This window comes from Intrasporangium calvum DSM 43043, from assembly GCF_000184685.1.
GTDB lineage: Bacteria > Actinomycetota > Actinomycetes > Actinomycetales > Dermatophilaceae > Intrasporangium > Intrasporangium calvum.
This window is the reverse complement of the sequence record NC_014830.1, coordinates 1896141-1909765: the sequence shown is the minus strand read 5'-3', so window position 1 is coordinate 1909765 and position 13625 is coordinate 1896141. Positions and strand designations below refer to the sequence as shown.

Here is a 13625-nt window from a genome sequence, read left to right as displayed (position 1 = left end):
CTCCTGCGAGTCTCAGTTGGCGATGACGTCCCGGAGGGCGGCGGCGAGGCGGAGCGGGTCATGGGCCCCCGGGCGGCCCCGGGCGACGACCGGAGCGATGACGAGCTCGGCACCGACGTCGGCGGCGGCCGCCCGGAGCATGTCCTCGTCGTCGACGACACTCGGGTCGGCCAGCACCGCATCGAGGCGCAGGTCGGGCGCGTTGGCCGCGAACGACGCGAGGTGGTCCTCCGCCCGGAAGTCGCGGGTCTCGTCGGTGGCGACCTCGAGGTTGAGGATGAGCAGCCGCCGGGCCCGGGTCGCGACGAGCGCGTCGGCGAGGTCCGGGACGAGCAGGTGCGGCATGACTGAGGTGAACCACGAGCCCGGGCCGAAGACGACCCAGTCGGCCGCCAGCACCGCGTCCAGGGCTTCGCCGCACGGCTGCGGACACGTGGGCAGGATCCCGATCGACGACACGACCCCCGGGGACGATGCGACGCGGTGCTGGCCGTGGACCACGACCGTCTCCTCGGGAAGGTCGGGGTCGTGGCCGCGGATCTCGGCGACGATCTCCAGGGGCTCGGAGGCCATCGGCAGCACGCGCCCGCGGGCCCCGAGCAGCCGGCCGACGAGCTCGAGGCCGCCGACGGTGTCGCCCAGCAGCTCCCAGATGGAGACGATCATGAGGTTGCCGAGCGAGTGTCCCTGGAGCTCTCCGGAGCCGGCGAACCGATGCTGGAGCACGTCGCGCCACGTGTGACCCCACTCCGAGTCGTCGCACAGTGCAGCCAGGGCCATCCGCAGGTCACCGGGTGGCAGGACGTGGAAGTCGTCACGGAGACGCCCACTCGACCCGCCGTCGTCGGCAACGGTGACGACGGCGGTGAGGTGGTCGGTGAGCAGGCGCAGGGCGCTGAGCGAGGCGAACAGCCCGTGCCCGCCGCCGAGGGCCACGATCTGCCGCTGGTGGGTCGGGAGCAGCTGCGCCGCCGGTGGCACGGTCACTCCCGACCGAGGTCCCGGTGGACGGTGAAGGTGTCCACCTGGTCCGTGCCGAGCCGGGCGCTCAGGGCCTCCGCGGTCGCGACGGAGCGGTGCTTTCCCCCGGTGCAGCCGACGGCCACCGTGACGTAGCGGCGTCCCTCACGGACGTAGCCGTCGACCATCGTCGCGAGCAGGTCGGTGGCACGGTCGAGGAACTCCAGCGCCCCCTCCTGCTTGAGGACGTAGTCGGCGACCGCCTCGTCGCGACCGTTGAGCGCCTTCAGCTCGGGCACCCAGAAGGGGTTCGGCAGGAACCGCATGTCGAACACGACGTCGGCGTCGAGCGGCAGCCCGTACTTGAACCCGAAGCTCATCACGGCGATGCGCAGCTGGACCTTCCGGTCGCCGGCGAAGAGGGAGGCCAGCTTGGCGGTCAGCTGGTGGACGTTGAGCCCGGAGCTGTCGATGACGACGTCGGCGCTCGAGCGCAGGTCGAGCAGCAGGGACCGTTCGCGCTGGATCCCGTCGAGCAGCCGCCCATCGGCCTGGAGGGGGTGGGGCCGACGGACGCTCTCGAACCGGCGGACGAGGGCCTCGTCCGTGGCGTCGAGGAACAGGACGCTCGGGCGCTCGCCTCGCGCGGTGGCGGCGTCGATCGCCTCCTGGAGGTGCGCGAACCACCCGCGGGAGCGGACGTCGACGACGACGGCGAGCTGGCGCAGCGCCGCGTCGGGGTGACGCTCGGCCGAGGCGGACCGCAGCGCGACGAGGGACTCGAGCATCTGGGGTGGGAGGTTGTCGACGACGAGCCAACCGAGGTCCTCGAGCACGTTCGCGGTCGTCGACCGTCCCGCGCCGCTCATCCCGGTGACGATGACGAGGGGGGCGTCGGCGATCGCGCTGGTCCCCGCCCAGGGCGTCTGGGGGGTGCCCGAGCCAGTGTTCATTCGAGGATCTCTCCCGTGGTGAGGTTGACCGCCGGCTCAGCCGGAACGGTCTCGGACAAGTGCGCGACGATGGCGGCGGCGAGCGCCGGCCCGATCCCTGGTACGGCCATGATGGCCTCCGGCTCGGCGGCCCGAAGGCGTTTGACCGATCCGAAGTGCTTGAGGAGGGCTCGTTGACGCGCGGCGCCGAGTCCCTGTACCCCGTCGAGCGCCGACGCGGTCATCGCCTTGGAGCGTCGTTGCCGGTGGAACGTGATGGCGAAGCGGTGGGCCTCGTCGCGGAGGCGTTGGAGCAGGTAGAGCCCCTCGCTGGTCCGCGGCAGGATGACGGGGTAGTCGGTGCGCGGGAGCCAGACCTCCTCGAGCCGTTTGGCGAGACCGACGACAGCCACCTCCTCGATGCCCAGCTCGTCGAGCACGGCCTGGGCCGCGTTGACCTGAGGCAGGCCGCCGTCGACGACGACGAGGCTCGGGGGGTAGGCGAAGCGTCGGGGGCGACCGGTGGTCGGGTCGATCGGTCCGGACACCCCGTCGTCCACGAGCTCGGTCACCGAGTCACCCGAGTCGACCGCTGACCCGCCCCCAGAACCGACCCCAGAACCGACCCCTGAACCGACCCCTGAACCGATCCCTGACTCGACGCCGGTCGCGAGGTCGAGGTCGCCGGTGCCCTCGGCCTCCTCGAGGTACCGGCGGAACCGGCGTCCGAGCACCTCGCGCATGGCCGCGGTGTCGTCGACCGGGCCCGGTTGGCTCCCCGGCGCCATCCCCCCGTCGGCGGTGGGCGCCCCACCGCGGACGATGAAGCGCCGGTACTCGCTCTTGCGAGCCAACCCGTCCTCGAAGACGACCATGCTGGCCACCACGTTGGTGCCCTGCACGTGGCTCACGTCGTAGCACTCGATGCGCAGTGGCGCCTCCGGCAGCCCGAGGTGGTCCTGGAGCTCCTGGAGCGCCTGGCTGCGCAGCGTCAGATCGCCGGCCCGCGCGACCTTGTGCCGGGCCAGCGACTGCTCGGCGTTGCGCCGCACCGTCTCCATCAGTCGACGCTTGTCGCCACGCTGGGGCACCCGCACGGAGACCGTTGAGCCGCGCCGGTCGGACAGCCAGACTGCGACGGCTTCGGGGTCGGTCGGCAGGAGGGGGACCAGGACCTCGCGGGGGACGACGTCCCTTGAGCCGTGGTCGGGGTCGACGTCGCCGTAGACCTGCTGGAGCAGGTGCTCGATGAGGAGCGGCAGGTCCTCGCTCTCCTTCTCGACGACCCAGCCGCGCTGTCCCCGGATCCGGCCACCCCGGACGTGGAAGACCTGGACTGCCGCCTCGAGGTCGTCGTCGACCACCGCGAAGACGTCGGCGTCGGTCGCGTCGCCGAGCACCACCGCCTGCTTCTCGAGGGCCTTGCGCATCGCGTTGAGGTCGTCGCGCAGCCGGGCGGCCTCCTCGAACTCGAGGCGGGCGGAGGCGTCCTTCATCCGCGTCTCGAGCCGCTTGAGGAAGCGGGTCGTGTCGCCGGACATGAAGTCACAGAACTCCTCGGCGATGGCCCGGTGCTCGTCCGCGCTCACCCGACCCACGCACGGCGCCGAGCACTTGTCGATGTAACCCAGCAGGCAGGGCCGGCCGCTGGCCGCGGCCCGTTTGAAGACGCCCGCGGAGCAGGTGCGGACCGGGAAGACCCGCAGGAGCAGGTCGAGCGTCTCGCGGATGGCCCAGGCGTGGCCGTAGGGGCCGAAGTAGCGGGTCCCGCGCCGTTTTGCCCCGCGCATCACCTGAGCCCTCGGGAACTCGTCGCCCATGGTCACCGCGAGGAACGGATAGGACTTGTCGTCGCGGTACTTGACGTTGAACCTCGGGTCGAACTCCTTGATCCAGGAGTACTCCAGGGCGAGCGCCTCCACCTCGGTGCGGACCACGGTCCACTCGACCGAGGCCGCCGTGGTGACCATGGTGGCCGTACGAGGGTGGAGCGCGGCGATGTCCTGGAAGTAGGAGGACAGCCGGGGCCGCAGCGACTTCGCCTTGCCGACGTAGATGACACGGCCATGGGCGTCCCGGAACCGGTAGACCCCCGGGTCGACCGGGATCTCCCCCGGCTTGGGGCGGTAGGTCGTCGGGTCGGCCACGGCACCACCCTATGTCGGCCCACGGACGCTGCCGTATGCCGCTGGGCTCGCCCCGCTCGCGGCTGCCGACCGTGCCCTCCCGCCGCGGGTCAGGTGATGTCAGGTGATGTCAGGTGATGGTGAAGGTGTCCCCGGACCGCGTGATGGACCTCGCGGCGAGCGGCTGCTTGGCCTGGCTGTCCGCGCTCGGGGCGCCGGACGCGATGTCGAAGGTGCTCCCGTGGCACGGGCAGATGATCTGGCCGTCGCGGATGCTCGTCACGGCGCAGCCCTGGTGCGGGCAGGTCGTCGAGAACGCCTTGAGCACACCGGCCGTGGGCTGGGTGACGACGACCTTCTGCTGGGCGAAGATCTTGCCTCCCCCGACGGGGATCTCGGACAGCGGGGTGCCTCCAGCGCCGTCCGGTGAGCCAGCGGACGGCGCAGGAACGGGTGGGCTGCTGCAGGCCGCCAGGGTGCCGGCCGCGGCGGCGCCGAGCAGGACGCTCCGTCGGGCGGTCACCGGGCCGGTCGCCTGGCTCGTCGCAGGCCCGGTCGCCGGACTGGTCGCCGGACTCGCGGGCGGGAGTAGGGGGTCGTTCACGTCGTCCCGTTCGTCGCGCGTTTGGCCCGGGGTGCCCGCTTGCCGGCCGCCGAGGTGGGAAGGGTGACGGCGGAGGTGCTCTTGGCGGCCGCGGCGGTGGTGCGGACTCTCGAGCCGCTGGCTCCGGCCGAGCGCGTGGTGCGCTTCGCGCCCGTCGCACCGGTGGCTGCGCTCCGGGTCCGGCCGGTGGACCGCGACGGCGTCCGGGCGGTCCGCTCGAGGATCGGCCGAAGGAAGCGACCGGTGTGGCTCGCCTCGACCTGCGCCACCTCCTCGGGAGTCCCTTCGGCGATGACCTGGCCGCCGCCGGACCCGCCCTCCGGGCCGAGGTCGATGATCCAGTCGGCGTTCTTGATGACGTCGAGGTTGTGCTCGATGACGAGGACGGTGTTGCCCTTGTCGACCAGCCCCTGGAGCACGTCGAGGAGCTTGCGGATGTCCTCGAAGTGCAGGCCCGTCGTCGGCTCGTCGAGGACGTACACGGTCCGTCCGGACGACCGCTTCTGCAGCTCGCTCGCCAGCTTGACGCGCTGCGCCTCACCACCGGACAGGGTCGGCGCCGGCTGGCCGAGGCGGACGTAGCCGAGACCGACGTCGTTGAGCGTCCGAAGGTGCCGGGCGATCGCGGGGACCGCCTCGAAGAAATCCGCCGCCTCCTCGATGGGCATGTTGAGGACGTCGGCGATCGTCTTGCCCTTGAAGTGAACCTCGAGCGTCTCGCGGTTGTACCGGGCGCCGTGACAGACCTCGCACGGGACGTAGACGTCGGGCAGGAAGTTCATCTCGATCTTGATCGTGCCGTCGCCGGCGCAGTTCTCGCAGCGCCCGCCCTTGACATTGAAGGAGAACCGGCCGGGCTGGTAGCCGCGGACCTTGGCCTCGGTCGTCTCGGCGAACAGCTTGCGCATGTTGTCGAAGACGCCGGTGTAGGTGGCCGGGTTCGACCGCGGCGTGCGCCCGATCGGGCTCTGGTCGACGTGCACGACCTTGTCGAGGTGGTCGAGGCCACTGACCGACTTGTGCCGCCCGGGCACCCGCTTGGCGTTGTTGAGCCGGTTGGCCAGCACGTTGTAGAGGATGTCGTTGACCAGCGTCGACTTCCCCGACCCGGACACACCGGTGATGGCGACGAGGTTGCCGAGCGGGAAGTCGACGGTCACGTCGCGCAGGTTGTTCTCCCGCGCTCCGGTGACCGTGACCTTCCGCCCGTCGTGGCCACGGCGCACCGCCGGAACGGGGATCTCGCGGCGGCCCGAGAGGTACATGCCGGTCAGCGAGTCCGGGTGCTCGAGCAGACCCTTGACCGGGCCCGAGTGGACGACGTGGCCGCCGTGCTCCCCGGCGCCGGGGCCGATGTCGACGACCCAGTCCGCCGTGGCGATGGTGTCCTCGTCGTGCTCGACGACGATGAGCGTGTTGCCCAGGTCGCGCAGCCGGGTGAGCGTCTCGATGAGGCGGTGGTTGTCCCGCTGGTGCAGCCCGATGGACGGCTCGTCGAGGACGTAGAGGACCCCGACGAGGCCGGACCCGATCTGCGTGGCGAGCCGGATCCGCTGGGCCTCGCCACCCGACAGCGTCCCTGCCGCCCGGTCGAGGGAGAGGTAGTCGAGGCCGACGTCGACGAGGAAGCCGAGCCGGGCGTCGATCTCCTTGATGACCCGCTCGGCGATCTGCCGCTCCCGAGGCGTGAAGTCGACGGTGTCGAGGAAGCCGGCTGCGTCGCCGATCGCCAGGGCGCACACCTCGGAGATGTTCTTGCCGTCGATGAGGACCGCGAGGGACTCCGGCTTGAGCCGCGCCCCCTTGCAGACCGGGCAGGGCACCTCGCGCATGTAGCCCTCGTAGCGGTCGCGGCTCCACTCGGAGTCCGTCTCGGCGTGCCGCCGCTTGATGAAGGGCACGACGCCCTCGAACCCCGTGGTGTAGGACCGGTCCCGGCCGTAGCGGTTGCGGTAGCGCACGTGGACCTTGTAGTTCTCGCCGTGGAGCAGGGCCTCCCGGGCCCGGTCCGGCAGCGCCTTCCACGGGACGTCCATGGAGAACTTGAGGTCCTCCGCCAGGGCCGTCATGACCCGCTGGAAGTACTCCGCCGAGCCGCTCCCCTGGGCCCAGGGCTGGATGGCCCCCTCGGCGAGGCTGAGGTCGTCGTTGGGCACGAGCAGCTCGGGGTCGACCTCGAGCTCGGTGCCGATGCCGGTGCACTCGGGACACGCCCCGAACGGCGAGTTGAAGGAGAAGGACCGAGGCTGGACCTCGTCCATCCCGAGCGGGTGGTTGTTGGGGCAGGCCATCTTCTCGGAGAACCGGCGCTGCCGCTCGGGATCCTTGGCGTCGCGGTCCACGAAGTCGACGACGAGGATCCCGCCGGCCAGGCCGAGGGCGGTCTCGACGGAGTCGGTGAGGCGGCGCTTGGCGCCCGTGTCGTCACCCTTGGCGACGAGCCGGTCGACGACGACCTCGATGGTGTGCTTGCGCTGCTTCTCGAGCTTCGGCGGCTCGGCGAGGGAGATGACCTCGCCGTCCACCCGGGCCCGGGAGAACCCCTTGGTCTGGAGCTCGGCGAAGAGGTCGACGAACTCGCCCTTGCGGCCCTGGACCACCGGAGCGAGCACCTGGAACCGCGTGCGGTCCTCGAGGGTGAGCAGCTGGTCGACGATCTGCTGGGGCGTCTGCCGGGTCACCGGCTCGCCACACACCGGACAGTGCGGGCGGCCCGCCCGGGCGAAGAGCAGCCGGAGGTAGTCGTACACCTCGGTGATCGTCCCGACCGTCGACCGTGGGTTGCGGTTGGTCGACTTCTGGTCGATCGACACCGCCGGGGACAGGCCCTCGATGAAGTCGACGTCGGGCTTGTCCATCTGGCCGAGGAACTGCCGGGCGTAGGAGGAGAGGGACTCGACGTAGCGGCGCTGGCCCTCGGCGAAGATCGTGTCGAAGGCGAGGGATGACTTGCCGGAGCCGGAGAGCCCGGTGAAGACGATGAGGCTGTCGCGGGGCAGGTCGACCGACACGTCCTTGAGGTTGTGCTCACGCGCGCCGCGCACGACGAGCGAGTGAGAGGTGGGGTGCCGATCCGAGGGCGTAGCAGTCACGCGCCCCATGCTAGGTCGCCGGACTGACAGTCCCGGAATCCATGATCAGCCGTATGCCGCTGGGCCGGCTCCCGCTCTCCACTCCCCTCCCGGCCCACGACCTGCGCCCGGGCCGCCGCCGCGGACGCGCGGAAGGACCGAGAGGTCGCGGGACCCGGGACCGAGCCCAGCGGCATACGGTGTCCTCATGAGTGGGAGCCGGCCCCCCGGGAACGTCACGCCGATCGAGGACTACGCCGTCCTCGGCGACACCCGGACGGCGGCGCTCGTCAGCCGCGGAGGCTCCGTCGACTGGCTCTGCCTGCCCCGGTTCGACTCCCACGCCTGCTTCGCGGCGCTCCTCGGCACCCGGGAGAACGGTCGGTGGCTGCTCGGGCCCATCGACCCCGACGTCCGGACGACCCGCCGGTACCTCGACGACTCGTTCGTCCTCGAGACCACCCACGAGACCGCGACAGGAGTGGTCCGGGTCATCGACCTGATGCCCCTCGGCGACGGGCGGGCCGACCTCCTGCGCCGCATCGAGGGCGTCCGAGGAACCGTCCGGATCCGCCACGAGTGGATCGTCCGTTTCGGCTACGGCCTGATGCGGCCCTGGGTCAGCCGGCACACCGAGGAACGGGAGGCGGGCATCGACGAGGTCATCACCGCGGTGGCCGGCCCCGACATGCTCGTCCTGCGTGGCGCCCGGCTCCCTCGCGCGGAGGACGGACGTCACGTCGACGAGTTCGACGTCGCGGCCGGAGAGACCTACACCTTCGCCACGACGTGGTTCCGCAGCCATGAGACCGTTCCGGCGCCCCTCAAGGTGATGGACCGCATCGTCGGAACGATCGACCACACGCACCGCTGGGCGGCGCGCAGCGACTACGACGGGCCCCATGCGGCCGCCGTGACGCGGTCCCTCCTCGTCCTGCGGCTCCTGAGCCACGACGTCACCGGCGGCATCGTCGCCGCCCCGACGACGTCCCTACCCGAGGACTTCGGGGGCGAGCGCAACTGGGACTACCGGTTCTGCTGGCTCCGCGACGCCGCGCTGACCCTCGAGGCCCTCCTCGGCTGCGGCTACCTCGAGGAGACCGACCTGTGGCGCCAGTGGCTGCTCCGCGCCGTCGCCGGCGACCCCGAGGACATCCAGATCATGTACTGCGTCGACGGCGCTCGTGACCTCCCCGAGCGCGAGCTGCCCCACCTGCCCGGCTATGCCGACTCGCGCCCCGTGCGGATCGGCAACGGCGCCGTCGGCCAACGTCAGACCGACGTGCTCGGCGAGGTGATGATCGCGCTCGAGCACGCCCGCCAGCGGGGCCTCACCGAGAGCGACGACTCCTGGAAGCTCCAGCGCGCCCTCGTCGAGAACCTCGCCGAGCACTGGCAGGAGGCCGACAACGGACTCTGGGAGATCCGCGGCCCCGTGCGTCAGTTCACCCACTCCCGCGTCATGGTCTGGGCCGCCTTCGACCGGGCCATCCAGGCGGTCGAGGAACACGGCCTGGAGGGACCCGTGGACAAATGGCGCGACCTGCGTGACCAGGTGCGCGCGGAGGTCCTGGAGAAGGGGTGGAACGAGGAGCGTCAGACCTTCGTGCAGCACTACGACACGACCGAGGTCGACGCGTCGCTGCTCACCCTGTCGGCCGTGGGCTTCCTCGCGGGCGACGACCCCCGCATGCTGGGGACCATCCGCGCCGTCGAGCAGGACCTGATGCCGCACGGGCTGGTCCTGCGCTACCGCACCGAGTCCGGGGTCGACGGCCTGGAGGGCGGCGAGCACCCGTTCCTCGCCTGCTCGTTCTGGCTCGTCATCGCGTACGCGAAGGCGGGCCTGCTGGCCGAGGCGAGCGCGCTGATGGACCGTCTCGTCGGGCTCGTCAACGACGTGGGGCTGCTGTCCGAGGAGTACGACCCCGTGGAGCGGCGCATGGTGGGCAACTTTCCCCAGGCCTTCTCCCACCTGACCTTGGTCGGCGCGGCCCTCGCGCTGGCCGAAGCCACCGGAAAGGCACGACATGCACCTCATTGACCTGTCGACACGCCACCTGCCCGACGAGACCGAGCGGCTCGTCGCGACGGCTGAGTCGTTCTCCGACGACGACGTGCGCGCCGCCTCCCTCTGCGCGGGCTGGACGCGGGGCCACGTCCTCAGCCACCTGGCCCGCAACGCCGAGGCACTCCAGCGGGTCTGCTCGGCGGTGCTCACCGGTGAACCCGAGACGATGTACGACTCGAACGAGGCGAGGGACGCCGAGATCGACGCCGGCGCGGGCCGGGATGCCGCCACGCTGGCAGCGGACGTCCGGGCCACGTCGGCGCTGCTGGCTCCCCAGATCGCCCAGGTCGGCGTGCAGCACGTGGGCACCACGGTGGAACGTGTGCCCGGGGGACAGCTCATCGCGGCCGAGCGCGTCGCCTTCATGCGGCTGCGCGAGGTGGTCTGGCACCACGTCGACCTCGACGCCGGCTACACCTTCGCGTCGACGCCCGACGAGCTCCTCCACCTCTTCCTCGAGGACATGGTGGCCCGGCTCGGCTCGAGCGACGGCACTCCGGGCCTGCTCCTGCGAACGGACGAGGGCGACGAGTGGACCGTCGGGGACGGGGCCACCACGGTCACCGGGCCACGCCACGGTGTGCTCCACTGGCTCGCCCGCGGCCGCACGGACGGCCTCCCGGGCCACCCCGAGGACCTCCCCCGCCTTCCCTTCGGAGGCTGACCGTGACCGACTCAGCGGGGATCGAGCCGACCGACTGCGCCGCGGACGACTACACCGGGCGGGTCGTGCCCGACGGTCCCGTGGCCGTCCGTGAGCTGCGCGACCTGACGATCCGCAAGCTCGCCGTGTCCGAGATGAGCAACAACGTCTACCTCCTGACCGACCGGGCCACGGGCCGCCAGCTGCTCATCGACGCCGCTGACGACGCCCCCCGGATCCTCGAGGTCGCCGGCACCGGCGGGCTCGAGACCGTGGTGACGACACACCAGCACTGGGACCACGTGCGCGCGCTCGAGGCGGTCGTCGCGGCGACAGGTGCCCGCACGGTGGCCGGCACCGCCGACGCAGACGACCTCCCGGTCCCGGTGGACGTGCGAGTCGGACAGGGCGACGTCGTGCGCGTCGGCGACAGCTCCCTCGACGTCATCCACCTGCGTGGTCACACGCCGGGCTCGATCGCGCTCGCCTACGAGGACCCTGCCGGGTCGACCCACCTGTTCACCGGGGACTCGCTCTTCCCCGGTGGCGTGGGCAACACCCGCAACCCCGGCCAGAGCTTCGCCTCCCTCATCGCCGACGTGACGACCCGGGTGTTCGACCGCTACGACGACCACACCTGGTTCTACCCCGGCCACGGCGACGACTCGACCCTCGGCGCGGAGCGGCCACACCTCGACGAGTGGCGCGCCCGCGGCTGGTGACCCGGCGGCTGGTGACCGGAGGCGCAGGCCCGGTCTGCGTCGATGCGGGTCTGCGTCGATCCGGGCCGGGGTCGGTCTGCGAACGGCTAGGCCGTCTCAGCCTCCGGCTCGGCCTCGTCACCGGCTGAACCCAGCTCCGCGATGAGCGACTCGAGCTCCGCCCGCACGACCTCGACGTCGTAAGGGACGTTGCTCACGACGAAGTGGCGTCGCGGGCTGTTGGCCACGCAGAGGCCCACCCCGAGCCGGGACCGTGCGTGTTTCTCGTTCCAGAGGCGTTCCAGCTGGGCCCCGTCCCAGTCGCGCGGAGCGTGGAGCCAACCCTGCATGACGACCAGGGCGTCCTCCGGGTCGGGGCGGTGCTTGGGAGCTTCGAGTTCTTCGACCGTGATCTCGCCCATGCCACGACGGTACGTCGAGCGGGCGGCTCGTGTCAGCCCCCTGGAGGACGGCTCATCCCGACGCTGCCTCTCACCCGCGGCGGGCAGTCCCGGACGCAGGTGGGACCCCGTGGCAGGATGACGACCGTGCCGCGCCCCCGCCTGACACTGGATCGCTCCACGGCCCCTCTGCTCGTGTTCGCCGGTGTCGTCTCCGTCCAGTTCGGTGGCGCTCTGGCCGCGACCCTGGTCCCCCGGATCGGGGCGGTGGGGTCGGTGCTGATGCGCCTCGCCTTCGCCATGGTCATCCTCTGTGCCGTGGCCCGGCCACGGCTGCGCGGCCGCTCCGGTCGGGCGTGGGGCACCGTGGTCCTCTTCGGAGTTGCGCTGGCCGCGATGAACACCGCGTTCTACTCCTCGCTCGCCTACCTGCCGATCGGCGTCGCCGTGACCGTGGAGTTCCTGGGGCCGTTGGCCCTCGCGGCGGTCCTCAGCCGACGGCCGCGCGACCTCACCGCGGTGCTGGCTGCGGGGCTCGGGGTCGCACTCGTCTCCGGGGCGACCGACGCCACGTGGGGTCGGTTCGAGCCGATCGGCCTGCTCTGGGCGGGAGCGGCCGGCGTCCTGTGGGCCGCCTACATCGTCCTCAGTCAGCGCACCGGGACGCTGTTCGACGGCGTCGACGGACTCGCCGTCGCGCTCGTCGTCGCCAGCCTCGTCGTCATGCCGTTCGGCCTCACGTCCGTCGACTCGTGGACGCCCGAGATCCTCGCCCTCGGGCTGGGGATCGCGGTGCTCAGCTCGGTCCTGCCCTACTCGTTCGAGCTGATGGCCTTGCGCCACCTGAGCCAGAGCGTCTTCGGCATCCTGCTGAGCCTCGAACCCGCGGTGGCAGCCCTGGCCGGGCTCATCGTCCTCGGACAGGTCCTCGACGGGAGGCAGGTGCTCGGGCTCCTGCTCGTCGTCGTCGCGAGCGCGATCGTCCTCAGTGCGAAGCGGGAGCAGGACCCGCCGGATGCCGTGACCGGGTCGGGGTGACCCGCTGACCCGGGCCGCATTCAGGCGGCGTTCAGGCGTCGCGGCTGCCGGTGCCCGCGTCGACGGACGCGGCCCGCGCGTCGGCACGAGCGTCCCGGCGCGTCTTGAGGAGGCTGGCAACCGTGGTGATGCCGAGGATGACCACGATGGCGCCGAGGGAGACGCTGATCGGGATGTCCGGCACGCCGTGCAGGGGTTCGCCGCCGTTGAGGAACGGCAGGTTGTTCTCGTGCAGGGCGTGCAGAATGAGCTTGACGCCGATGAAGCCGAGGAGGACGGCCAGGCCGATGCTCAGGTAGACGAGGCGCTTGAGCAGCCCGCCGATCAGGAAGTACAGCTGGCGCAGGCCCATCAGGGCGAAGATGTTGGCGGTCAGGACGAGGAACGGCTCCTTCGTCAGCCCGTAGATCGCGGGGATCGAGTCGAGGGCGAAGAGCAGGTCGGTCGTGCCGAGCGCCAGGATGACGATCATCATCGGGGTGATCAGGCGCTTGCCGCCCTGGACGATGGTCAGGTGGGCGCCGTGCCACTCCTTGGTCGCCCGGAAGGTCTTCTCGACCCAGATCAGGAACCGGTTCTCGTGGTACTCGTCGTCGTCCGCCTCGCCGCCCTTGGCGAGTTTGATCGCCGTGTAGATGAGGAAGGCGCCGAAGATGTAGAAGACCCAGGCGTACGCGTTGATGACGACGGCGCCGAGGGCGATGAAGACGCCGCGCAGCAGGATCGCGATGATGATGCCGATCATGAGGGCGGACTGCTGCAACCGCTGCGGCACCCGGAAGCTCTGCATGATGAGCAGGAAGACGAAGAGGTTGTCCACCGACAGGGAGTACTCGGTCAGCCAGCCGGCGTAGAACTCCCCGGCGTACTGCCCGCCCCACTCCCACCAGACGAACAGGCCGAAGAGGACCGCCGCCGTGACGTAGAACGCGAGGTGCCGGCCCGCCTCCCCCATCGAGGGGACGTGGGGTCTGCGGGCGATGACGAAGACATCGATGAGCAGCACGATCGTCATCAAGCCGATCGTGAGGTACCAGCCCCAGAGGGGAACGTGCATGGGAACGCCTTCCGGTTACAG

At 71.1% G+C, this 13625-nt stretch carries 11 protein-coding genes; 4 read left to right on the top strand and 7 right to left on the bottom strand.

All coding sequences use genetic code 11. The annotated features are described in order from the left end of the window. Positions 1 to 12: 12 nt before the first annotated feature. The 5 genes from INTCA_RS08520 to uvrA all read right to left on the bottom strand — a co-directional run bounded on the left by INTCA_RS08520 (position 13) and on the right by uvrA (position 7723). Positions 13 to 981 (bottom strand): gluconeogenesis factor YvcK family protein, encoded by a 969-nt coding sequence (locus INTCA_RS08520; protein ID WP_013492510.1) that lies wholly within the window; start codon positions 979 to 981, stop codon positions 13 to 15. A 2-nt stretch (positions 982 to 983) separates the two neighbouring features. Then, positions 984 to 1913, bottom strand: coding sequence for an RNase adapter RapZ (rapZ, locus tag INTCA_RS08515; protein ID WP_013492509.1), 930 nt, complete (start codon positions 1911 to 1913; stop codon positions 984 to 986). Further along, positions 1910 to 4039 (bottom strand): excinuclease ABC subunit UvrC, encoded by a 2130-nt coding sequence (uvrC, locus tag INTCA_RS08510; protein ID WP_013492508.1) that lies wholly within the window; start codon positions 4037 to 4039, stop codon positions 1910 to 1912. The genes rapZ and uvrC overlap by 4 nt, the downstream gene beginning before the upstream one ends. A 109-nt stretch (positions 4040 to 4148) precedes the next feature. Then, entirely contained in the window at positions 4149 to 4541 is a 393-nt protein-coding gene (locus INTCA_RS08505; RefSeq protein ID WP_041307456.1) for a Rieske (2Fe-2S) protein, read from the bottom strand. A gap of 77 nt (positions 4542 to 4618) precedes the next feature. Beyond that, positions 4619 to 7723, bottom strand: a complete 3105-nt coding sequence (gene uvrA, locus INTCA_RS08500) for an excinuclease ABC subunit UvrA (protein ID WP_013492506.1) — start codon at positions 7721 to 7723, stop codon at positions 4619 to 4621. Between the two features lie 178 nt (positions 7724 to 7901). Between uvrA and INTCA_RS08495 the strand changes: the two genes are divergently transcribed. The 3 genes from INTCA_RS08495 to INTCA_RS08485 are packed head-to-tail and all read left to right on the top strand — an operon-like array spanning position 7902 to position 11129. Further along, a complete protein-coding gene (locus INTCA_RS08495) occupies positions 7902 to 9737 on the top strand; it encodes a glycoside hydrolase family 15 protein (protein WP_013492505.1) in 1836 nt (611 codons plus the stop codon). Then, positions 9724 to 10428: a maleylpyruvate isomerase family mycothiol-dependent enzyme gene (locus INTCA_RS08490; RefSeq protein WP_013492504.1), complete on the top strand. Its 705-nt coding sequence runs from the start codon at positions 9724 to 9726 to the stop codon at positions 10426 to 10428. Before INTCA_RS08495 ends, INTCA_RS08490 begins: the two co-directional genes overlap by 14 nt. Positions 10429 to 10430: 2 nt before the next feature. After that, the gene (locus tag INTCA_RS08485) at positions 10431 to 11129 is read left to right on the top strand and encodes an MBL fold metallo-hydrolase (protein WP_013492503.1); all 699 of its coding nucleotides are present in this window, start codon (positions 10431 to 10433) and stop codon (positions 11127 to 11129) included. An 86-nt stretch (positions 11130 to 11215) separates the two neighbouring features. On the opposite strand, the gene INTCA_RS08480 is transcribed toward INTCA_RS08485, so the two are convergent. Further along, positions 11216 to 11530, bottom strand: a complete 315-nt coding sequence (locus INTCA_RS08480) for a hypothetical protein (RefSeq protein WP_013492502.1) — start codon at positions 11528 to 11530, stop codon at positions 11216 to 11218. 126 nt (positions 11531 to 11656) lie between these two features. On the opposite strand from INTCA_RS08480, the gene INTCA_RS08475 reads away from it, so the two are divergent. Continuing rightward, a complete protein-coding gene (locus INTCA_RS08475; protein ID WP_013492501.1) occupies positions 11657 to 12547 on the top strand; it encodes an EamA family transporter in 891 nt (296 codons plus the stop codon). Between the two features lie 31 nt (positions 12548 to 12578). Here INTCA_RS08475 and INTCA_RS08470 read toward each other — a convergent pair whose 3' ends face one another. Further along, the gene (locus INTCA_RS08470; RefSeq protein WP_013492500.1) at positions 12579 to 13604 is read right to left on the bottom strand and encodes a TerC family protein; all 1026 of its coding nucleotides are present in this window, start codon (positions 13602 to 13604) and stop codon (positions 12579 to 12581) included. Positions 13605 to 13625 lie beyond the last annotated feature (21 nt).

Coding starts and splice junctions, on each gene's coding strand:
- rapZ (WP_013492509.1), bottom strand. CDS start 1,913: ATGAACACTGGCTCGGGCACCCCCCAGACGCCCTGGGCGGGGACCAGC.
- INTCA_RS08480 (WP_013492502.1), bottom strand. CDS start 11,530: ATGGGCGAGATCACGGTCGAAGAACTCGAAGCTCCCAAGCACCGCCCC.
- INTCA_RS08495 (WP_013492505.1), top strand. CDS start 7,902: ATGAGTGGGAGCCGGCCCCCCGGGAACGTCACGCCGATCGAGGACTAC.
- uvrA (WP_013492506.1), bottom strand. CDS start 7,723: ATGGGGCGCGTGACTGCTACGCCCTCGGATCGGCACCCCACCTCTCAC.
- INTCA_RS08490 (WP_013492504.1), top strand. CDS start 9,724: ATGCACCTCATTGACCTGTCGACACGCCACCTGCCCGACGAGACCGAG.
- INTCA_RS08470 (WP_013492500.1), bottom strand. CDS start 13,604: ATGCACGTTCCCCTCTGGGGCTGGTACCTCACGATCGGCTTGATGACG.